This window comes from Asanoa hainanensis (assembly GCF_900188485.1).
Taxonomy (GTDB): Bacteria; Actinomycetota; Actinomycetes; order Mycobacteriales; family Micromonosporaceae; genus Asanoa; species Asanoa hainanensis.
Genome location: NZ_FZPH01000004.1, coordinates 210987 through 230719, shown reverse-complemented (window position 1 = coordinate 230719; position 19733 = coordinate 210987). Strand labels below are relative to the sequence as shown.

General features: G+C 71.1%; 20 protein-coding genes and 2 pseudogenes. 16 read left to right on the top strand and 6 right to left on the bottom strand.

Annotated features, from left to right (window positions below):
- Positions 1-2 precede the first annotated feature (2 nt).
- The 6 genes from CHC05_RS12105 to leuC all read left to right on the top strand — a co-directional run bounded on the left by CHC05_RS12105 (position 3) and on the right by leuC (position 7525).
- Complete coding sequence (locus CHC05_RS12105) at positions 3-1865, top strand: hydantoinase B/oxoprolinase family protein (RefSeq protein ID WP_089247943.1); 1863 nt, start codon at positions 3-5, stop codon at positions 1863-1865.
- Positions 1862-2488: an isochorismatase family protein gene (locus tag CHC05_RS12100; RefSeq protein ID WP_218824521.1), complete on the top strand. Its 627-nt coding sequence runs from the start codon at positions 1862-1864 to the stop codon at positions 2486-2488. The genes CHC05_RS12105 and CHC05_RS12100 overlap by 4 nt, the downstream gene beginning before the upstream one ends.
- Positions 2485-3429 carry an ABC transporter permease gene (locus CHC05_RS12095; protein ID WP_089247941.1) on the top strand — a complete coding sequence of 315 codons (945 nt, stop codon included), beginning with the start codon at positions 2485-2487 and terminating at the stop codon, positions 3427-3429. Before CHC05_RS12100 ends, CHC05_RS12095 begins: the two co-directional genes overlap by 4 nt.
- A gap of 121 nt (positions 3430-3550) precedes the next feature.
- On the top strand, positions 3551-4675 hold the full coding sequence (locus tag CHC05_RS12090; protein ID WP_179266145.1) for a sugar ABC transporter substrate-binding protein: 1125 nt from the start codon (positions 3551-3553) through the stop codon (positions 4673-4675).
- A 4-nt stretch (positions 4676-4679) separates the two neighbouring features.
- Positions 4680-6149: a sugar ABC transporter ATP-binding protein gene (locus CHC05_RS12085; protein ID WP_089247937.1), complete on the top strand. Its 1470-nt coding sequence runs from the start codon at positions 4680-4682 to the stop codon at positions 6147-6149.
- Positions 6149-7525 (top strand): 3-isopropylmalate dehydratase large subunit, encoded by a 1377-nt coding sequence (gene leuC / locus CHC05_RS12080; protein ID WP_089247935.1) that lies wholly within the window; start codon positions 6149-6151, stop codon positions 7523-7525. The genes CHC05_RS12085 and leuC overlap by 1 nt, the downstream gene beginning before the upstream one ends.
- On the opposite strand, the gene CHC05_RS12075 is transcribed toward leuC, so the two are convergent.
- Positions 7522-8619 (bottom strand): NAD(P)/FAD-dependent oxidoreductase, encoded by a 1098-nt coding sequence (locus tag CHC05_RS12075; protein WP_089247933.1) that lies wholly within the window; start codon positions 8617-8619, stop codon positions 7522-7524. The two genes, leuC and CHC05_RS12075, sit on opposite strands and share 4 nt — an antisense overlap.
- Before the next feature lie 94 nt (positions 8620-8713).
- On the opposite strand from CHC05_RS12075, the gene CHC05_RS12070 reads away from it, so the two are divergent.
- The 4 genes from CHC05_RS12070 to CHC05_RS12055 all read left to right on the top strand — a co-directional run bounded on the left by CHC05_RS12070 (position 8714) and on the right by CHC05_RS12055 (position 11180).
- Entirely contained in the window at positions 8714-9400 is a 687-nt protein-coding gene (locus CHC05_RS12070) for a TetR/AcrR family transcriptional regulator (RefSeq protein WP_089247931.1), read from the top strand.
- Positions 9401-9482: 82 nt separating this feature from the next.
- Positions 9483-10418 carry a helix-turn-helix domain-containing protein gene (locus tag CHC05_RS12065; RefSeq protein WP_089247929.1) on the top strand — a complete coding sequence of 312 codons (936 nt, stop codon included), beginning with the start codon at positions 9483-9485 and terminating at the stop codon, positions 10416-10418.
- Between the two features lie 7 nt (positions 10419-10425).
- Positions 10426-10881, top strand: coding sequence for an RrF2 family transcriptional regulator (locus CHC05_RS12060; protein ID WP_089247927.1), 456 nt, complete (start codon positions 10426-10428; stop codon positions 10879-10881).
- Entirely contained in the window at positions 10881-11180 is a 300-nt protein-coding gene (locus CHC05_RS12055) for an MTH1187 family thiamine-binding protein (RefSeq protein WP_089247925.1), read from the top strand. The genes CHC05_RS12060 and CHC05_RS12055 overlap by 1 nt, the downstream gene beginning before the upstream one ends.
- A 7-nt stretch (positions 11181-11187) precedes the next feature.
- Here the strand turns inward: CHC05_RS12055 and CHC05_RS12050 are convergent, their stop codons facing one another.
- Positions 11188-11472 carry a hypothetical protein gene (locus CHC05_RS12050; RefSeq protein ID WP_089247923.1) on the bottom strand — a complete coding sequence of 95 codons (285 nt, stop codon included), beginning with the start codon at positions 11470-11472 and terminating at the stop codon, positions 11188-11190.
- Positions 11473-11532: 60 nt separating this feature from the next.
- On the opposite strand from CHC05_RS12050, the gene CHC05_RS12045 reads away from it, so the two are divergent.
- Together CHC05_RS12045 and CHC05_RS12040 are read left to right on the top strand one after the other, a co-directional pair.
- Entirely contained in the window at positions 11533-12171 is a 639-nt protein-coding gene (locus tag CHC05_RS12045; protein ID WP_245870791.1) for a TetR/AcrR family transcriptional regulator, read from the top strand.
- A gap of 4 nt (positions 12172-12175) precedes the next feature.
- Positions 12176-12589, top strand: a pseudogene (locus tag CHC05_RS12040) (YybH family protein); the annotation flags it as partial.
- A gap of 17 nt (positions 12590-12606) precedes the next feature.
- On the opposite strand, the gene CHC05_RS12035 reads toward CHC05_RS12040, so the two are convergent.
- Positions 12607-13959 carry a transaminase gene (locus CHC05_RS12035; RefSeq protein WP_089247919.1) on the bottom strand — a complete coding sequence of 451 codons (1353 nt, stop codon included), beginning with the start codon at positions 13957-13959 and terminating at the stop codon, positions 12607-12609.
- A 43-nt stretch (positions 13960-14002) separates the two neighbouring features.
- Between CHC05_RS12035 and CHC05_RS42420 the strand changes: the two are divergent.
- Positions 14003-14182: pseudogene (locus tag CHC05_RS42420) on the top strand (nitroreductase family protein); the annotation flags it as partial.
- A gap of 102 nt (positions 14183-14284) precedes the next feature.
- Here the strand turns inward: CHC05_RS42420 and CHC05_RS12025 are convergent.
- Positions 14285-15847 (bottom strand): glycoside hydrolase family 10-like protein, encoded by a 1563-nt coding sequence (locus CHC05_RS12025; RefSeq protein ID WP_245870790.1) that lies wholly within the window; start codon positions 15845-15847, stop codon positions 14285-14287.
- 108 nt (positions 15848-15955) lie between these two features.
- On the opposite strand from CHC05_RS12025, the gene CHC05_RS12020 reads away from it, so the two are divergent.
- From CHC05_RS12020 to CHC05_RS12010, 3 genes are read left to right on the top strand one after another with little or no spacing between them, the layout of a single operon-like run.
- Positions 15956-16474 (top strand): GNAT family N-acetyltransferase, encoded by a 519-nt coding sequence (locus CHC05_RS12020; protein WP_089247913.1) that lies wholly within the window; start codon positions 15956-15958, stop codon positions 16472-16474.
- Positions 16471-16854 carry a RidA family protein gene (locus CHC05_RS12015; RefSeq protein ID WP_089248608.1) on the top strand — a complete coding sequence of 128 codons (384 nt, stop codon included), beginning with the start codon at positions 16471-16473 and terminating at the stop codon, positions 16852-16854. Before CHC05_RS12020 ends, CHC05_RS12015 begins: the two co-directional genes overlap by 4 nt.
- A 20-nt stretch (positions 16855-16874) precedes the next feature.
- A complete protein-coding gene (locus CHC05_RS12010; RefSeq protein WP_089247911.1) occupies positions 16875-17966 on the top strand; it encodes a damage-control phosphatase ARMT1 family protein in 1092 nt (363 codons plus the stop codon).
- Here CHC05_RS12010 and CHC05_RS12005 read toward each other — a convergent pair.
- Positions 17932-18840: a transglutaminase-like domain-containing protein gene (locus CHC05_RS12005; RefSeq protein WP_089247909.1), complete on the bottom strand. Its 909-nt coding sequence runs from the start codon at positions 18838-18840 to the stop codon at positions 17932-17934. The two genes, CHC05_RS12010 and CHC05_RS12005, sit on opposite strands and share 35 nt — an antisense overlap.
- Positions 18837-19682, bottom strand: coding sequence for a MerR family transcriptional regulator (locus CHC05_RS12000; RefSeq protein ID WP_089247907.1), 846 nt, complete (start codon positions 19680-19682; stop codon positions 18837-18839). The genes CHC05_RS12005 and CHC05_RS12000 overlap by 4 nt, the downstream gene beginning before the upstream one ends.
- Positions 19683-19733: the final 51 nt, after the last annotated feature.

The following is a 19733-nucleotide window of genomic DNA, read 5'->3' as shown; positions in this document are numbered from 1 at the left end:
TCATGGCCCAGATCATCCAGACCGCGACCGACCCGGTCACCAAGGTCGACGTCGACCCGGTCACCCTCGACATCATCGAGAACGCGTTGCGCAACGCCCGCTACGAGATGGACGAGGTGCTGTTCCGCACCGCGCTCTCGCCCGGCATCCGGGAGCAGCACGACGAGTTCCCGCTGATCGGCGACCCGGACGGCAAGATGGTCGTCGGCCAGTTCGGCCTGTCGATCCCGGCGCTGCTGGACGGCTACGACGGCACCATCGCCGAGGGCGACGTGCTGCTGACCTCCGACCCGTACTCGTGCGACGGCGCGATCAGCCACGCCAACGACTGGCTGGTCGTCATGCCGATCTACGTCGAGGGCCGGGTCGTCGGCTGGGCCTCGATGTTCGGCCACATGTCGGACGTCGGTGGCAAGACGGTCTGCTCGATGCCCACCGACGCGCACACCATCTTCGAAGAGGGCGTCATCATCCCGCCCTTCAAGCTGTACGACGGCGGGAAGCTCAACGAGGACGCGTTGCGCGTGATCCTGAACCAGGTGCGCCAGCCGGACTGGAACCGCGCCGACCTCAACGGGATCGTGGCCGCCTGCCGCACCGCGTCCCGCCGGATCCAGGAGCTGTGCGCCCGGTTCGGCGTCGACACGTACGTCTCCGCCCTCGACGCGCTGCTGGATCGCAACTACCAGGCGATGAAGGCGTTGCTGGGCATCGTCTTCGAGGACGGCGAGACGATCAGCTTCACCGACTACATCTGCGACGACGGAGTGGGCAACGGCCCCTACCAGCTCACCCTGTCGCTGACCCGGACCGGCGAGAAGGTGCTGCTGGATTTCAGCGGTAGCTCCGCCCAGTCGCCCGGCCCGATCAACTACTACATCAACGAGAACCTGGCCCGGATGTTCTTCGGGATCTACATGATCACGGTGGCCGACCCGCAGATCCTGTGGAACGACGGGTTCTACCCGCTGGTCGACGTGAAGATCCCGGACCACTCGTTCTGGAAGCCGGACTTCCCGGCCGCCCTCAACGCCCGCAACCACGGCGTCGGCCGGATCTTCGACCTGTTCGGCGGCCTGCTCGGCCAGAAGAACCCCGACCTGCTCAACGCGGCCGGCTTCTCGTCGTCGCCGCACTTCATGTACTCCGGGAACTACGCCGACGGCGAGCGCGCGGGGGAGTGGTTCCAGCTCTACTCGATCGGCTTCGGCGGCATCCCCGGCCGCCCGATCGGCGACGGGCCGGACGGACACTCGCTCTGGCCCTCGTTCGTCAACATCCCCTGCGAATACCTCGAGTCGTACTACCCGTTGCGCATCGAGACCTGGGAGACGGTGGCGGACACCGGTGGCGCCGGCCTGCACCGCGGCGGCAACGGCGTCGACGTGGCCTACCGCTTCCTGCAGCCGGGCACCATCGCGATCCACGACGACCGGTGGCTGACGTACCCGTGGGGCGTCAACGGCGGCGATCCGGGCGCGCGTGGTCGCAAGTGGATAGACCGGGCCGACGGCAGCCGCGAGATCCTGGCGAGCAAGGTGCACGACGTGGCCGTGGCCAAGGGCGACGTGCTGCACTTCGTGACCTGGGGCGGCGGCGGCTGGGGCGACCCGTTGGCCCGTGACCCGGAGCTCGTGGCGCTGGAGGTGCGGCGGGGCCTGGTCACCGCTTCTGGGGCGGCCCGCTACGGCGTGGTGCTCGACGGCGAGACGGTCGACGCGGCCGGCACCGAGGAGCTGCGGGCCCGGCTGCGGGAAGGTCGCCCGGAGAAGGCGCCCGTGTTCAACATGGGACCGCCGCTGGAAGAGATCCTGGCCAACTGCGAGGCCGAGACCGGCCTGCCCGCGCCCAAGGTGCCGGCGTGACTGATCTCGACGACGACTACGCGGGTGCCGGCTTCGGCCGGCCCCTCGACTGGGGTGAGAAGCCGGCCGTCCTGTTGATCGACATGGTCCGGGCCTACTTCGAGCCGGACGCCGAGCTCTACATGGGCAACCGCGACTGCCTGGACTCGGCGGCACGCGTGGTCTCGGCCGCGCGTACCGCCGGGGTTCCGGTCATCTACACCCGCGTCGCCTATGGGCCGGGTGGCATCGACGGCGGCCTGTTCTTCAAGAAGGTCGGCGCGTTGCGGCACTTCGTGACCGGCTCCGGCAGCGACCTCGGCGAGATCATGCCGGACGTCGCGCCGGAGGCCGGCGACCTGGTCATCACCAAGCAGTACGCGAGCGCGTTCTTCGGCACCACACTGACGGCGACGTTGGCCGCCAACCGGATCGACACGCTGGTGATCTGTGGTGTGAGCACGAGCGGCTGCGTGCGGGCCACCGCGGTCGACGCGATCTCCTACGGGTACGTGCCGATCGTCGTCCGGCAGGGCGTCGGTGACCGGGATCCCCGGCCGCACGAGGCGAACCTGTTCGACATCGCCGCCAAGTACGGCGAGGTCTGGGACGAGTCCGCCGTGACGGAACGGCTCGCCCGGTGAAGACGGTCGAGAAGTACGCCGTCCTGGTGGTCTGGGCGCTGACCATCGGGTTCTTCTCGTGGCGCTCGGACGCGTTCGGCTCGACGTCGACGGTCAAGCTGATCCTGAGCACCCAGACCGTCATCCTGATCGCCACCCTCGGCGTGATGGTGTCCCTCGCGGTGCAGGAGTTCGACCTGTCGATCGGCTCCGTGGTCGGCTTCGGCGGCTGCATGGTCGCGGTGCTCGACGGCGTGCACGGCTGGGCGCCCGGCCCCGCGATCGTCGTGTCGGTGCTCGTCTGCGCCGTCTTCGGCCTCCTCAACGCGGCCCTGTCGGTGCTGCTCGGCATCCCCTCCATCATCGTGACGCTGGGCACGGGCACTCTGCTGACCGGCATCACGCTCGGCATCACCGACTCCAAAGTGGTCACCGGCATCTCCGTCAAGACGGTGCGGTTCATGACCGACCCGTTCCTGTTCGGCATTCCGGCGCCGTTCTACCTCGGGCTGCTGCTCTGCCTCGTCGCCTGGTTCGTGCTCCAGCACACCCCGCTGGGCCGGCGGATGGTCTTCATCGCCGAGAACCGCGAAGTGGCCCGGCTGGCCGGTCTGCGGGTGACCCTCATCCGCGCCGGCGCACTCGTCGCCACCGCCACCCTCGGCGGCCTGGCCGGCATCGTGCTCGCGGGAACCAACAGCGCGGCCAACCCGCAAGCTGGTTCCTACTACCTGCTGCCCACCTTCGCGGCCGCGTTCCTCGGCTCGACCACGATCGTGCCGGGCCGGTTCAACGCCTGGGGCGCGTTCGTCGCGGTCTACTTCCTCACCACCGGCATCACCGGACTTCAGTATCTGGGCTATGCCGGCTGGCCGGAGCAGGTGTTCTACGGCGGGTCCCTGGTGGCCGCCGTGACCCTGAGCCACATCGCCGGCCACCGCCGAATGCCCAGCGTCGCTTGACCGAGCCAGCTAAGCGTCCTCAGGAACCGCGACGCTGGCGCGTCGCCGTTCCTTCCGGTCATCACCCCCTGGAGCACATCAAATGCTACGCAGATCAGCGCATGTCAGAGCAGGTGTCGCATTGGCGGTCGTCGCGTTGCTGGCCGCCGGCTGCACCGACGAGGAGGCTCCGGCCACCGCCACGGCGCAGACCACCGGACCGGCCGTCACCGACTCCGCCGCCGGCATCGCCGAAGCCCAGAAGATCATCGACCAGTACCGCAACCCGCCGGCCTGGCAGGGCCCGAACGACCCGGTGCAGATCGGCTCGCTGGCCGGCAAGAAGGTCACCTACATCAGCGTCTCCAACTCGATCCCGGTGCTGAAGTACTGGTCGGACAAGCTGACCGGGCTCCTCCAGCAGTACGGCGGCGTGCAGATGACCGTCATCGACGCCAAGGGCTCGGTCGACGAGGCCAACAAGGGCTTCGAGCAGGCCATCGCGCAGAAGGCCGACGCGATCGTGTTCCAGGCGCTGCCGCCCGCGCTGTTCCAGGCCCAGATCACCAAGGCGAAGGCCGCGGGCATCAAGGTGATCAGCGCGAACACCGGCGTGCCGGGCAAGGTCGACGGCGGCCAGGACGCCGAGATCGGCTTCGACTACGTCAAGGTCGGCCAGCTCATCGGCGACTGGATGGTGGTCGACTCGCAGGGCAAGGGCAAGGGCCTGGTGGTCAGCTCGGACGACGTGCCGGCGTCCCAGCCGCAGGCGCAGGCGACCCTCGGCGAGGTCAAGCGCCTCTGCCCGGACTGCGACGTGTCCATGAAGGACGTCCAGATCCCGCAGTGGCAGACCTCGGTGCCGACGCTGTTCCAGACCACCATCAACAGCGACCCGGACCGCAAATACCTGCTGCCGTTGTACGACGGTCAGGCGTTGCCGGGCCTGGGCGCGATCCGCACCGCCGGGGCGGGCTCGAAGGTGACCGTCGGCGCGTTCAACGCGACGCCGGGCATCGTCGAGCAGCTCAAGGACCCGGCCAGCGGTCTCAAGCTGGACATCGGCGGCCACAACGAGTGGTGGGCGTACGCCGCCGCGGACCAGATCTTCCGGGTGCTCAGCGGCGCCGCACCGATCGCGAACTACCAGATCGGGCTGCGCATCTTCGACACCAGCAACGCCGAGCTGATCCAGGGCAGCGACGAGTTCGCCTGGTACGGCGCCAGCGACTACAAGACGAAGTTCCCAGCACTGTGGACGAAGTAGCGACATGACCACGAACGTGCTCGAGCTCACCTCGGTGTCGAAGACGTTCGACGACATCCGGGTGCTGCACGACGTCACGCTCGCCGTGGGGCCGGGGGAGATCCTCGGCCTCATCGGCGAGAACGGGAGCGGGAAGTCCACGCTGATCAAGATCCTGTCGGGCTACCACGCCGCCGACCCGGGCGCCGAGGTCCGGGCGGGCGGCCTGGCCTTCGTACACCAGGATCTCGCTCTCGTGCCGTCGATGACCGTGCTGGAGAACCTGCGGATCGCCCGGTTCGCGACGGGGTTCGGTTGGCGCATCCGCTGGTCTGCAGAACGCGCGGGTGTCAAGCGGTTCCTCGACCAGGTCGGGCTGGACGTGCATCCGGACACCCGGGTGGGTGACCTGTCGGTGACCGAGCAGGCGCTGGTCGCGGTGGCGCGCGGGCTGGCCGACATCGAGGAGACGGGCAACGGCCAGCGGCTCCTCGTGCTCGACGAGCCCACGGCGTACCTGCCGAGGGATGGTGTCGAACGGCTCTTCGGTGTGCTGCGTGACCTGACCGGGCAGGGCGCGTCGGCGGTGTTCGTCTCGCACCGGCTCGACGAGGTGCGCGAGCTGTGCGACCGGGTGGCCGTGCTGCGGGGTGGCGAGCTGGTGGCGACCGTGGACGCGGCGGACAAGACGGAGCGGGACCTCCTGGAGCTGATGCTCGGCCGGCCGGTGGAGGACCTCTATCCGGACACCGCCGCGCCGGAAGGGTCGCCCTCGCTCACCGTCGACGGCCTGGGCGGTGGTGCGTTGCGCGAGCTGTCGTTCACCGCGCGGCCCGGCGAGATCATCGGTTTCGCGGGACTGCCGGGGTCCGGCTACGACGAGGTGCCGTACCTGCTGACCGGCGCCCGGCGGGCCACCGGCGGCACGGTCCGGCTCGACGACCGGTCGGTGGCGGCGGCCACGCTGCGGCCCCGGGCCGCGATCGACCTCGGCATGGCGCTGCTGCCCGCCGACCGCCCGCGGGCCGGTGGTGCGCCCGCGCTGACCGTGCGGGAGAACATGACCCTGCCCAGCCTGCCGGCGTTCACGCGGTTCCGGTCGGTGGTCAACCGCGGCCGGGAGCGGAAGGTGGCGATGGAGCAGTCCGAGCGGTACGCGGTGACGCCGCGCCGCCCGGAGTCGGCGTTGCGCTTCCTCTCCGGCGGCAACCAACAGAAGGTGCTGCTGGCCAAGTGGATGCTCGGCGAGCCCCGGGTGCTCGCGTTGCACGAGCCCACCCAGGGCGTCGACGTCGGCGCCAAGCGCGAGATCTTCGCCCACCTGTCGGCTGCGGCCGCCGCCGGCGCGGTCGTGCTGCTGTCCACCGTGGAGCACGAGGACCTCGCGCACCTGTGCGGCCGGGTGCACGTGCTGCGCGGCGGCCGCTGCGTGCGGGTCATCGAGGGTGGCGAGCTCACCCCGGCCCGATTGGCGGAGGCGGTGTACGCGAGCTGATGGGCGAGGTGCTGGCACGCAAGATCTGGGAGGCGCACCTGGTGCGGCGGGCGGCGGGCGAGCCCGACCTGCTCTACGTCGACCTGCACCTGGTGCACGAGGTGTCGTCGCCGCAGGCGTTCGACGGGCTCCGGGCGGCCGGGCGGCGGGTCCGCCGCCCGGAGCTCACCCTCGCCATGGAGGACCACGCCGTGCCGACGCTCGGGCTGACCATCGCCGACCCGATGGCCCGGGCGCAGGTCGAGGCGCTGCGCCGCAACTGCGCCGAGTTCGGCATCCGGCTGTTCTCGCTGGGTGACGCCGAGCAGGGCATCGTGCACGTGGTGGCGCCGCAGCTAGGCCTCACCCAGCCGGGCATGACCATCGTCTGCGGCGACTCGCACACGTCGACCCACGGCGCGTTCGGCGCGCTGGCGTTCGGCATCGGCACGAGCGAGGTCGAGCACGTACTCGCCACGCAGACTTTGCCGCAGCGGATGCCGCGCACGATGGAGGTGCGGGTCGACGGCCGCTTGGCGCCGGACGTGACCGCCAAGGACCTCATTCTCGCGATCATCGCGCGGGTGGGCGTCGGCGGCGGGGCCGGGCACATCGTCGAATATCGGGGCACCGCGATCGAGGCGCTGTCGATGGAAGCGCGGATGACGTTGTGCAACATGTCGATCGAGTTCGGCGCCCGGGCGGGCATGGTGGCGCCCGACGAGACCACGTACGCCTATCTGGCTGGTCGTCCGTACGCCGCGCTCGCGCTCGACCACTGGCGGGGCCTGCGTACCGACGAGGACGCGGTCTTCGACCGGACTGTCGTCCTGGACGGCGCGGCCGTGCGCCCGTTCGTCACCTGGGGCACCAACCCGGCCCAGGCGGTGCCGGTGTCGGGCGTGGTGCCGGCGCCGGAGGAGTTCGACGACCCGCTGGTGCGCTCCGCGGCCGAGCAGGCCCTGCGCTACATGGAGCTGACGCCCGGCACCCCGGTGCGCGACATCGCCGTCGACACCGTGTTCCTGGGCTCGTGCACGAACGGCCGGATCGAGGACCTGCGGGCCGCCGCGACGGTGCTGCGCGGCCGGCGGGTCGCCGACGGCGTCACCATGCTGGTGGTGCCGGGCTCGATGAAGGTCCGCGCCCAGGCCGAGGAGGAGGGCCTGGCCGAGGTCTTCACCGCGGCCGGCGCCCAGTGGCGGGCCGCCGGCTGCTCGATGTGCCTGGGCTTGAACCCGGACCGGATGGCTCCGGGCACCCGCAGCGCGTCGACCTCGAACCGCAACTTCGAGGGCAGGCAAGGCCCGGGAGCCCGGACCCACCTGGTGTCACCCCTCGTCGCGGCCGCGACCGCGGTCACCGGTCGGCTGACCGCGGCCGCGGACCTCGACTAGGCCGCGTCGAAGAGGGCCGCCCAGGGCTCGACCAGCATGGTCTTGCCCTTCAGGCCGGCGATCATCTCGGCACCGGCGACACCGTCCAGGCCAGGTAGCTGGCCGGCTCCGCCGTCCGGGCCCAGGGGCACCGCGATGGCCATCGGCCCCGGCACGTACGACCGGACCTCGCCCTCGCCCGTGATCCTGGCCCGCAGGTTCGCCGCGACCAGGTCCGCCTGCGCGCTGGCCGTGCCGATGCCGTCCCGGTCGGCGTCGGTGATGTCACCGACCGCGTAGACGCCCTCCGCACCAGCGACCCGGAGCTGGTCGTCGACCCGCACCAGGCCGTTGGGGTGGCGGGCCGCGGCGAGGTCGCCGCGCAGGTAGCCGGTTGCCGGTGTCACGCCGAAGGCCTGGTACCAGACGTCCGCCGTCAGCTTCTCGCCCTCCGCCGTCGTCACCACGACGTCGCCGACGGTGGTCGGTGGCACCGCCGGCAGGTCGCGGATCGGGGTGCCGAGCCGCAGCTCCACACCCAGCTCGTCGAGCTGGCGGCGCAGCTCGTCGCGCAGGTCCTGGTCGAACGGGCCGGGCATGACGTCGCTGTCCGCGCCGACGATGGTCACCGTCTTGTCGGGGAAGAAGGCCCTGATCTCGCCGGCCAGCTCCAGGCCCGCCGGCCCGGCGCCGATCACCAGGACCCGCTTCGCGTCCCGCAGCTCCTGGTGGGCCTGCTGGAACCTGGCTCGGGCGGTGTCGGCGTTCCGCTCGTCGACCTTGGCCGGGAACGGGTAGCCCGAGCCGGTCGCCAGGACCAGGTGGTCGGGTTCGAGCACCTGCCCGGAGGCGAGGGTGACCCGGCGCCCGTCGACGGCGGTCGCCCGGTCGTGCACGAACCGGCCGCGGGTCAGCAGGCGGTCGTACGGCAGGAAGATCCGGTCCAGCCATTCCGGCTCGACCAGGGCCCGCCAGGCGGCGCTGTTGTGGGTGAACGCGTCGGCGGGTGCGACGAGCGTCACGTCGGCGACGTCGTCGAGCGCCTTGGCGACCTTGATGCCGCTGTATCCGCCGCCCAGGACCGTGACGGTCGGGCGGGTGTCGGTGCTGCTCACAGTGTTGAACTCCCTCGATACTTTAACGGAGTGATGCCTCCGTTAAGAGGGTGTAACGGATACGGCTCTCCGGTATTCCCGCTATGCTGGACGCGTGGCGAACGAGGCTGGTGGGGGGACACGGCGCACCCGCGCCGAGCGCAGCGACAGCGTCCGCAACAGGGAGCGCCTGCTGGTGGCGGCTCGCGCGCTGTTCGCGACAGACGGGCTGCACGCGCCGCTCGACCGGATCGCGACCACGGCCGGCGTCGGCCCCGGCACTCTCTACCGGCACTTCCCGACCCGGCTGGCGCTCTGGGAGGCGGTGCTCGAGGAGCCGCTGCGGGCCCAGCTCGACCTGGTCGAGCGTGCGCTGGCCAACCCCGACCGGTGGACGGGGCTGGCCGGCTACCTGCTGGAGACCTGCGCGCACGAGGCCGAGCGCGGCGGCTACCTCAACCTGATGACCACGCGGTTCGACGGCGCGCCCCGGCTGTCGGAGCTCCGCCGGCAGATCCAGCGCCGGATCGTGGAGCTGATCAGCCGCGCCCGCACCGAAGGCGTCATCCGCCCCGACTTCACGACCGAGGACCTGGTCTTCCTCACGCTCTCGAACTCCCGGGTCGCGGAGGTCACCCGCGACGTGGCGCCCGGCGCCTGGCGCCGCAACGCGGAGCTGTTCCTCGACAGCATGCGCCCGGAACGGGCCCACCCGTTGAGCCAACCGCCGTTGCAGCCGAGCGAGGTGGCGCTCACGATGACCCGGCCGGCTCCGCGGAAGCCACTGTCCGAAGAGGACTAGGGGCGGGGTTCGGCTACCACGGACGGGGATCGTCACCGGCTTGTGGGATGCGCTCCGGCCCGTCCCCGGCTACCGTCGGGCGATGGCCCTTATCGGTCAGCCGGCCGGAGACAGTGCGGCGCTGGCGCCCGCGCCCGGCTGGGCTGGTGTCGGCACCGTTACTCTGCGCGAGCTGTCCGCACACTACGACCTGGCCGGCGTGCGCCGGTGCGACCAACACGTCCTCGTGCTGGTCACGGTCGGCCACGGTCAGCACGAGATCGACTTCCGGCCTTATCTGTGCCGGCCCGGCACGCTGCTCTGGGTGCGGCCCGGCCAGGTGATCCGCCACAACGGCGGCGCCGGGCTCGACGCCGTCGTCGTGTGTTGGGAGCCGTCCGCGGTCGCGGAGGTCGCCGACGACCCGGCGTTGCTCGACAGCGGGCTCGGCCCGGCCTGCTGGCAGCTCGCGGGTGAGGACGAGGACGCGGTCATCAACGAGGTGAGCCAGCTCGTCGTCGACTGCCAGCGCCACCGTTCCGGCACGCTCGCCGCCGGCCTGCTCCGGCACCAGCTCGCCGTGCTGCTGCTGCGCATCGCGCTGCTGCCCGGTCGCCGGCCGGCCGAGCGCAACGACGCGTACGTCCGGTTCCGCCTGGCGGTCGAGGAGGACTTCACCCGGACCAGGCGGGTCGAGGAGTACGCGGAGCGGATGGGCTACTCCGTGCGCACGGTCACCCGGGCCTGTCTCGCGGCCACCGGTCGCAGCGCCAAGCAGGTCATCGACGATCGGGTGACGCTGGAGGCCAAGCGGTTGCTCGCGGTCACCGACGACCCGATCGCCGACATCGGCCGGCGGCTGGGCTTCCCGGAGCCGACCAACTTCGGGCGGTTCTTCCACCGCGAGGCGGGCACCAGCCCGGGCGCGTTCCGGTCCGCCCAACGGCCTCCGCCGCGCAACACGTTCCCGGCCCAACGGCGGCCGGCCGCCGCTGATCTTCACGGGCGGCCGACACCCCGGGTCGCGGGCGAGGCATGATGGTCCCGTGCAGATTTCGGCGCGGGGCGACTACGCGGTACGCGCGGCACTGAGCCTCGCCGCGGCGTACCCGTCGGTGATGTCGGCTCAGGCCTTGGCCGCCGACCAGGACATGCCACGCAAGTTCCTCGAGGCGGTCCTGGCCGACCTGCGCCGCGCGGGCATCGTCCGGGCGCAACGCGGTGCCGAAGGCGGCTACACGCTGACCCAGCCGCCGCGCGAGGTGACGGTGGGCGCGATCCTGCGGGCGGTGGATGGTCCGCTGGCCGGGGTGCGCGGCGTGCGCCCCGAGGAGACGGCTTACGAAGGCTCCGCCCAGAACCTGCCCCGGATCTGGGTGGCGGTCCGCGCCGCCGTCCGCGAGGTGGTCGACGAGACGACGCTGGCCGACGTGCTCAGTGGCAAGCTGCCCGCGCACATCCGCAAGCTGACCGCCCTGCCCGACGCTTGGCAGCCGCGCTGATGTCGGTCCTGGTGGCGTTCAGCGTGACCCCGTTGGGCGTCGGCGAGGGGGTCGCCGACCTGGTCGCGGAGGCGGTCAAGGTGGTCCGCGCGTCGGGCCTGCCGCACCGCACCGACGCCATGTTCACCACGGTCGAGGGCGAGACCTGGGACGAGGCGATGGCCGTGGTCAAGGCCGCCGTCGCCGCCGTCCAGGCCCGCGCCCCACGCACCTCGACGGTCATCAAGGTGGACTGGCGCGAGGGCGTGACCGGCGCCCTCGACAGCAAGGTCGCCACCATCGACCGCCTCCTCGGCTGAGCGCGCTCTACCGCTCGTCGACGATCTCGGCCGTTTCGACACCCTTCAGCTCGACCAGTGCGAACGCCTCGGCGGCGAGCGGCAGGCGGGCCGCGGCCGCGGCGTCGGCGTGTGCCGCCGACTCCCAGGTCCAGGTGTCGGTCCAGGTCTGGCTCTCGGTGTCGCGGGTCAGGCGGGTCGCGGTGGGCCCGGCGAACTGGGCGCGCACGGTGGCGATGAGCTCGGCCCGCTTCGCCAGCACGTCGGTGTCCGGGTGGTCGGTGGTGAACCGGGTGACACGCACGATCGACATTTTCTGATCTCCTCGCTAGAGTCGTTCACTAGTGACTGACTCTAGAGTTACACTAGGTCCGTGACGAGCGTCAAGGGCAAGGCGCCGAACCGGCGCACGGTGAAGGCGCGGGAGACCCGCACCCGCATGCTGGACGCGGCGCGGCAGTTGTTCGTCGAGCGGGGCTACGGCGCCACGACGCTCGCCGACGTCGCCGAGGCGGCCGGGGTCGCGGTGCAGACCATCTACTTCACGTTCGGCAACAAGCGGTCGTTGTTCAAGGAGATGGTCGACGTCACCATCGCCGGTGACGACGAGCCGGTGGCCACGATGGACCGTGACTGGTTCCGGGCCGGGATCGACGCGCCGACCGCGCCGGAGCACCTGCTCGCCCACGTGGCCGGCAGCGCCCGCGTGCTCGAACGGGTCGCGCCGATCGTGCGGACGGTCGAGCAGGCCGCCGGCTCCGACCCGGAGATCTCCGGGCTGTGGCCCGACGCCGACCCGCGCTACACGGTGCAGTCGACGGCCGCGCGGTCGTTGATGGCCAAGCCCGGCGCCCGGCCCGGCGTCTCCGCTGCCGACGCCGCCGACGTGCTCTACTCGATCCTCTCGCCCGAGCTGTACCTGCTGTTCGTACGCGATCGGGGTTGGTCTCCCGAGCGCTTCGAGGGATGGGCCGTTTCGACCCTGCGAGCCCAGCTCTGCGCGGAGAATTGACCGCATGCCGACCGACGCCGACCGCATCGCCATCGACCGCCTCATCCGCGACTGGGTCAGGGCCGTGCACGCCGGCGACCTCGACGGAGTGTCGGCCGACCACGCCGACGACATCGTGATGTTCGACGTGCCGCCGCCGTACGCCGGCGTTCGTGGCCTGGCCGCCTACCGCGCGACCTGGCCGGACTTCTTCACCTGGCAGGCGCAGGGCGCGGAGTTCGCGCTGGAGTCACTCGACCTGACGGTCGGCGACGACGTGGCGTTCGCGCACGGGCTGCTGCGCTGTGGCACGCCCGCCGAGCTCGCCGCCAAGCCCGACCTGCGGCTGCGGCTGACCGTCGGCCTGGTCAAGCGCGACGGCCGCTGGCAGGTCACCCACGAGCACCACTCGTTCGCGGACGACAGTGCGACGGCCGACGACACCGAGCTGGCCGCCTAGCCCTTGAGGGAGGCGACCGCCGCCGCGAACACCTCGTGGTGTGCGGCCACGTCGGCGAGCGTCGTGTCCGGGCTCGTCAGCGCCATGTTGTGGAACGGGGTCAACAGCACGCCCCGGTTCAACAGGTACGCGTGCAGGTAGTCCTCCAACGCGGGGTCCGCAGCCGCGGCCGAGGCGCCGCCACTGGTCGGCGCGGGGGACTGGAAGCGGTACTCCACGCGCGCGCCGAGCTGGGTGACCGACCACGGCAGGCCCGCGCGGTCGATGATGTCGCGCACCCCGTCGGCGAACGCGGTCGCCACCGCGATCATGCCGGCGAACGCGGTCGGCGTCAGCACGTGCTGCAGGGTGGCCCGTGCGGCGGTCAGCGAGAGCGGGTTGCCGGCCAGCGTGCCGCCGACCCCGCCCATGTCGACCAGGTCCAGGTCGGCGCGGTTGCCGAGCAGGTCCGCGAGCGGTTCGGACAGGCCGTACGCGCCGATCGGAATGCCGCCGCCGATCGCCTTGCCGATGGTGACCACGTCGGGTTCGAGGCCCCAGGCCGCGGTCGCGCCGCCCGGCCCGGCGGAGAACGTGTGCGTCTCGTCGTTGACGAGGTAGCTGCCGTGCCGCCGGGTCAGCTCGCGGACGCCTTCCAGATAACCGGGTGCCGGCAGCACGATGCCGATGTTGGTCAGCGCCGGCTCCATCAGCACCGCGGCGACATCGCCGTGCGCGAGCTCGCGCTCCAGCCCGGCCAGGTCGTTGTATTCCGCGACCCGGCTGGTCGTGGTGACGTCGCTCGGCGCACCGACGTTGCCGGGCCGGCTGGCCGCGCGACCGTCCGGCCCGACCACGATCAGCGACTCGTCGACGGAGCCGTGGTAGCAGTAGGAGTTGACCAGGATGCGGGGCCGCCCGGTGACCGCCCGCAACAGTCGGATCGCCCACCGGTTGGCGTCGGTCGCGGTCAGCGCGAAGCTCCACCTCGGCACGCCGAACCGCCGGGCCAGCTCTTCGCCGACCCAGGCGGCGTCCTCGGTGGGCAGCATCGTGGCCAGTCCGCCGCCGGACGCCAACCGGTCGGTGACCGCCGCGACCACGGCGGGCGGCGAATGGCCGGCCATGGCGGCGGTGTCGCCCAGGCAGAAGTCGACGTAGTCGTGACCGTCCACATCGGTCAGCCGGGAGCCGCGCGCCCGGGCCGCGTACACGGGAAGTCCGGTGGCGGCCTTGTTCATCCAGGTCATCGGCACCCGGCCGAACAGGTTGCCGGCGGCCGCGTACGCGTCGGCGGACCGGGGATGCGTGGCGACGAACGCGGCCCGCTCGCGGGCGAGAAGCGCGTCGAGTCGATCGCGATCGATCATCGCCGCACCGTACCAGCGAACCTCCCGCCGGTACGGTGATGCGATGGAGTTTCAGGATGTTGTCCGCAAACGCCGGATGGTGCGCAGCTACGAGCTCGACCGTCCGGTGCCGCCCGAGGTCGTCGACCGGATCCTGCACAACGGCCTGCGCGCCCCGTCCGCCGGCATGTCACAGGGTTGGGGGTTCCTGGTCCTCGACACGGCCGCCGACCTCGACCGCTACGCGCAGCGGCGCCATCTCCGTGGGCTACAGCACCGAGCCGCCACGGGATCTGCGAAAGCGCCGCCGCCCGACCGACGACGTGGTCTTCCGCGGCAACTGGGGCTAACCCACCAGCACCGGCTCGCTCTCGTTGTTGGCGCGGTCCAGTGACGTGACGCAGTAGCTGGCCGCCGGGCCGATCCAGCTCGGCAGGTCGTTGGCCCGGATGGTGTCGACCAAGGTGGCGGTCTTGGCCTCCGGATCCGCCCGGTAGATCGCGTAGCTGGTCACGTCGTCGACCGGGCGCCAGGTGAGCACCGTGCGGTCGCCGTCGCGTCGGGCCCCGGTCGGGGTCGGCGCCGGCGGCCGCGCGTCGCGCAGCCGGTCGATCGTCGGCACGAGCGCGGGCGTCGCGTAGTGCTTGTCGCGGTAGCGGGACACGGCACCCAACCGGTCGGCCTTGACCTGCTTGGCACTGAAATGGATGCTGCCGCTGACGCCGTAGCGCTCGTTGAGGGTGAGCTGCTGGTCGAGCTCGGCCGGCTTGCTCCACGGGCCGGCCTCGCCGATGCGGTAGTCCGCCTGACCGACGTAGAGCTGCACGCCCGTGCCCTTGACCGTGTCGGCCCACCAGGGCAACAGCTTCGCGTAGTCGGCCTTGTCGAAGCCGATGTTCCAGTAGAGCTGCGGCACGATGTAGTCGAGCCACTTCTTCCGTACCCACTTGCGGGTGTCGGCGTAGATGGCCTCGTAGCTCTCCAGGCCGTGCGTCGGCGAGCCGGCCGGGTCCGAGCTCTTGTTGCGCCAGATGCCGAACGGGCTCAGGCCGAAGCGTACCCACGGCTTGGCGTCGTGGATCTTCTGGCTGATCTCCTCCACGAACGTGTCCACATTGGCCCGACGCCAGTCTCCTCTGGACCTGCCGTTGCCGTAGCGCGCGTAGCTGGCGTCGTCGTTGAACTCGTGCCCTTCCGGGTACGGGTAGAAGAAGTCGTCGAAGTGGACGCCGTCGATGGCGTAGCGGTTGACCGCGTCGAGGATCGCGTCCTCGACGTGCGCACGCGCCGCGGGGTTGCCCGGGTCGAAGTAGAAACGACTGTTGGCCGTGCCCTCCGGGAAGGCCACCGCCCAGTCCGGGTTCTTGCGCAGGGGGTGGTCGGGCGCGAGCTTGTCGAAGTCGGCGCCGGCACCGCCGGAGGTCGCCGGCTGGCTGCCCCGGTACGGGTTGAACCAGGCGTGGAACTCCAGGTTGCGGGCGTGCGTCTCCTCGATCATCCAGGCCAGCGGATCCCAGCCGGGGTCCTTGCCGCGCACGCCGGTCAGCCATTCCGACCACGGCGCGTACGCCGAGGGCCAGAAAGCGTCGCCGCTGGGCCGGACGTGCACGAACACCGCGTTGTGGTTCATCTTCTCGGCCAGGTCGAGCCAGCCCCGGTATTCGTCTTTCACCTTGGCCTCGGACAGGCCGGGCTTGCTCGGGAAGTCGATGTTGCTGACCGTGGTGAGCCACATGCCACGAAGCTCGCGCTTGGCGATCAGGCCCTGCGTGTCACAGGTGGCCAGCGGAGCACCGACCTGGTCGCCGTCAGGGCTCGACTCCGAGGTGCGATTGAACAGCCCGACACCGGCCGGCACCGTCACCGCGAGGACGACAACCACCAGCCCGACGAGCAACCGACGCTGCACGGCCAAGACGGTAGGCCCATGCATGCATCGTGGTCAACGGAACAAAAGGCCCACATAAGGAAAGCGACCCCTTTGGGTACGGTCGCTCGGGGCTGGTTGAATCGGATCATGGTTCAGATCCGCCCGGTCGAGACGACCGACGTCGACGCGTTCACCGCCCTCGCCATCGCGAACCGCGAGTTCATGGCACCCTTCGAGCCGGACCGTGCCGAGTCCTTCTACACGCCGGCGGGGCAGCTGTCCCGGATCGAGAGCGCCCTGGCCGACCCGCACGTGCACCGGTGCTCCATTGAGGCCGACGGCGAGGTGGTCGGGATGATCTCGCTGAGCGTCATCGAGTACGGACCGGCCCAGTCCGCCAATCTCGGGTACTGGGTGTCCCAGGCGGTCAACGGCCGGGGCATCGCGTCCAAGGCGACCGCGCTGATGATCGAGGTGGCGTTCGGCGAGTTCGGCCTCCACCGGGTGCAGGCCGGCACGCGGCTGGACAACGTCGCCTCGCAGAAGGTTCTCGCCAACAACGGTTTCGAGCGGATCGGCGTCGCCCGGTCGTACCTGCGGGTGGCCGGCGACTGGCGCGACCACGTGCTGTTCCAGCGCATCAACGACGAATGGGAGCCGGCGTGACCACCCGACAGACGATCACCAGCGGTTCGACCTTCGAGGAGCGCATCGGGTACGCCCGCGCGGTGGTCGACGGCGACCACGTGTACGTGTCCGGGACCACCGGGTACGACTACGCCACGATGACCATCGCCGACGACGTGGTCGCCCAGTGCGCACAGGTGATCCGCAACGTCGAGGCGGCCCTGGCCGAGGCCGGCTGCACGCTGGCCGACGTGGTCCGGGTCCGCTACCTGCTGCCGGACCGGGCCGACTTCGAGCCGTGCTGGCCCACCTTGAAGGCGGCGTTCGGCCCGGTGCCGCCGGCCGCCACGATGATGGTCTGCGGGCTGGCCGACCCGGCGATGCGGATCGAGATCGAGGTCGACGCCCGGCGGCACTGATTGCGCCGGATGATGGTGCGGTGCGCGACACACCTGAAGAGCTGCTGGTCGGGACCCCGGGAAGGTACGCCCGGGAGGTCTTCCACGACCGCCATCCGACGCTGATCGAGCGGGTCGCGGCCGCGCACCCCTACGGCGAGGCGCAGCGGTCCGCCCTGCGCGCGCTGCTCGACGAGTCGCTGACCGGCGAGGTCCGCGGCCTCCCCGGCGACGCGCCCGACTGGGCCGACTGGGACGCCTGGGACCGGGGGTACTTCGGTCGGCCCTGGGCGGAGGTGCCGTTCCTCTGGGCGGAGAGCTACTTCTACCGGCGGATCCTGGACGCCGTCGACTACTTCCGGGCGGGCCCGTGGCAGGGCGTCGACCCGTTCGCGCCGATGAAGGCCGCCGAGCTCGCCGACCCGGCGCTGGATCGCGACTTCGCGTGGGTTTTGAGCCTGCCGTCGTCGGCCGACGGCTTGGACGCCGTGGTGCGAGCCTCGGTGTTCGGCAACCGGGCCGACATCAGCTTCCGCCTTCAGGAGCCGGACGCGGCGTGGTCCGACGAGTTGCTTCTTGACGACACCTCTCGCTTGGCGCTGGCTCTGCCGGGATCGGTCTGCGTCGTCGTGGACAACGGCGGCCGGGAGATCATGGCGGACCTGGTGCTGGCCAACTGGCTGCTCGACACCGGTCGGGCCGACCGGGTCACGCTGCACGTCAAGCCGATGCCGTACTACGTCTCCGACGCGACGGCGTCCGATGTGGACGACGCCTGCGCGCGGTTGGGTCGGCCGCTGGACCCGCGGATCGCCGTGCGTACACACTGGTTCTGGTGTGCGCCGCTGGACTTCCGGGCCATGCCGGCGGACCTCGCCGACGACCTGCGCGGGCACCGCGTGGTCCTCGTCAAGGGCGACCTCAACTACCGCCGGCTGGTCGGCGACCGCGACTGGGACCCGACGACGCCCTTCGCCGCCGCGGCTGTCGATCTCGGTGTCCCGGTCGTCGCGCTACGCACCTGCAAGTCGGAGGTGGTGGTCGGGCTCGACGGCGCGACCGTCGCATGGCTGGACGCCGCCGAGCCCCGATGGCGGGTCAGTGGCCGGCACGGGCTGGTGCAGGCGCGCTGACCCGGGTCGCCAGGTCGACCAGCGTCTCCTCGCCGGTCGGCGACAGGCAGCGCACGTGGCCGCGCGGGTTGAGCCGGTCGTCTTCCGCGTAGCGGTCGGCCAGCTCTTTGGCGGCGGCGTCGTCGCCGGCGTCGGCGGCCAGCAGCAGTGCGGCGAGCTCGTCGGCGAGCGCCGCGCCGGCCTCGTCGACCTTGTCGGACATGTCCCCCCAAACGTCCCAGAGCAGCACCTCGTCACCCTGGCGGGCGGCGAGCTCGCCGATCACCGCGTCGCGGATGAACCAGTCACCGCGGATCGGCATCGACGGGTCGACACCGTAGGTGTCCGGGTCGACCTCGCCCTTGCGGTAGGCGGTCCAGACCGCGGCCGCCGTCGCGAACGGGGTGCCGGCACCGTCCGGCCGGGGCATGTCGTCGGGGTCGAACGGCCAGTCGCCCGGGCCGATCTGCGGGTCGGCGAGCACCCAGCGGCTGCCGTTCCAGTAGTCGGCGACCACGTGGTCGTGGTGCCAGCCGGGCACGAAGAAGTAGTCGGCGAAGCCGATCCGTACCCGGGCCGGAATCCCTTGGTGGCGCAGGGCCGAGACGGTCAGCAGGGAGAAGTCGCGACAGCACCCGCCGACGCGGTCCTCGGGTGCGCGCGGCTCGGTCAACGGGCAGTCGTGCCGGCCCTGGTCGGTGGCGAGCACGCGTTCGATCCAGCGGTTGTCGATGTCGTCCGCACGATCTTTCGGCAGCGTCACGTTGGGGTCGCGGTAGTGCGTGAGCACGTTGCGCACCACCGCGGTCAGCTCGCGCGGGTCGGTGGGGAGCTTGTCGAACAGGTGCGCGTACGCCCCGGGGTCGCTGAACGCGGTCTGGCGTGCGTAGTTCATGCGCGGTCATCCTCCATTGTGGTCTGCACTGGGACGGCGACGTGTACGAACGGGTCGTCGTCGCCGATGTCGCACCATTCGGCGAAGTAGATCTCGCGGGACACCCCGGCCGCGGTCAGACCCTTGTCGTGCACGTGGTCCTGGACGTCGTCGTACGCGAGCATGATCTTGGGGTAGAAGCAGTCTTTGCGGGGCACCGTGACGGCCGCCAGGGTCTGTGCCGGCTCGATCCGGATGACGATGTCGTCGGTCGGCTCGACGGTTCCGGTGAACGGCAGGCAGATCTCGACGGTGGCCTCGCTGTCGGGCGTGACGTGGCCGTAGAAGAGGAGCCATCGCTCGCCGGCGGAGTCGGCACCCGCGGCGCGCACGTGCGTGCCGAGTTTGTCGACGCAGGCCGCCATCGTCGGCACCAGGCTCTGTTGGTCGCAGTCGCGGGTGATGCTGGCGACCTTGGTCCGCGGCCGGTCGAGCAGGTGCACCGGATACGGAGTGCGGTCCGGGCCGCCTCGGGTGAGCTGCGCGCGCAGGTAGTCGGCGCTGGCCCGGCGGGACCGCACCTGCGCCTCCTGCGCCTGCCACCAGCGGTCCAGCCGGATCGCCGCCTCGGTGTCGTCGCCGTGCAGCACTTCCGCCACGACGGCGAGGGGCATGTCGAGTTGGCGCAGGAGGCTGATTCTTCTGGCCCGCTCGACCTGCTCGACGTTGTAGCGGCGGTAGCCCGTGGCCGGGTCCACACTGGCCGGTCGCAGCAGGCCGGACACCTCGTACAACCGCAGGGCTTTTGGTGACAAACCGGTCCGTCGACCGAACTCCCCGATGGTCAGGTCGCGCACGTCCATGGCGACAAGTCTTCACCCTGCCCAAGGGGCAAGGTAAAGACCGCAACGGAT

Bases quoted from the DNA above. Each gene is read 5' to 3' on its own strand.
- leuC (WP_089247935.1), top strand. From the start codon at position 6,149: ATGGGCGAGGTGCTGGCACGCAAGATCTGGGAGGCGCACCTGGTGCGG.
- CHC05_RS12050 (WP_089247923.1), bottom strand. From the start codon at position 11,472: ATGTCGATCGTGCGTGTCACCCGGTTCACCACCGACCACCCGGACACC.
- CHC05_RS12000 (WP_089247907.1), bottom strand. From the start codon at position 19,682: ATGGACGTGCGCGACCTGACCATCGGGGAGTTCGGTCGACGGACCGGT.
- CHC05_RS12105 (WP_089247943.1), top strand. From the start codon at position 3: ATGGCCCAGATCATCCAGACCGCGACCGACCCGGTCACCAAGGTCGAC.
- CHC05_RS12055 (WP_089247925.1), top strand. From the start codon at position 10,881: ATGTCGGTCCTGGTGGCGTTCAGCGTGACCCCGTTGGGCGTCGGCGAG.
- CHC05_RS12035 (WP_089247919.1), bottom strand. From the start codon at position 13,959: ATGATCGATCGCGATCGACTCGACGCGCTTCTCGCCCGCGAGCGGGCC.
- CHC05_RS12065 (WP_089247929.1), top strand. From the start codon at position 9,483: ATGGCCCTTATCGGTCAGCCGGCCGGAGACAGTGCGGCGCTGGCGCCC.
- CHC05_RS12005 (WP_089247909.1), bottom strand. From the start codon at position 18,840: ATGAACTACGCACGCCAGACCGCGTTCAGCGACCCCGGGGCGTACGCG.
- CHC05_RS12020 (WP_089247913.1), top strand. From the start codon at position 15,956: ATGGTTCAGATCCGCCCGGTCGAGACGACCGACGTCGACGCGTTCACC.
- CHC05_RS12085 (WP_089247937.1), top strand. From the start codon at position 4,680: ATGACCACGAACGTGCTCGAGCTCACCTCGGTGTCGAAGACGTTCGAC.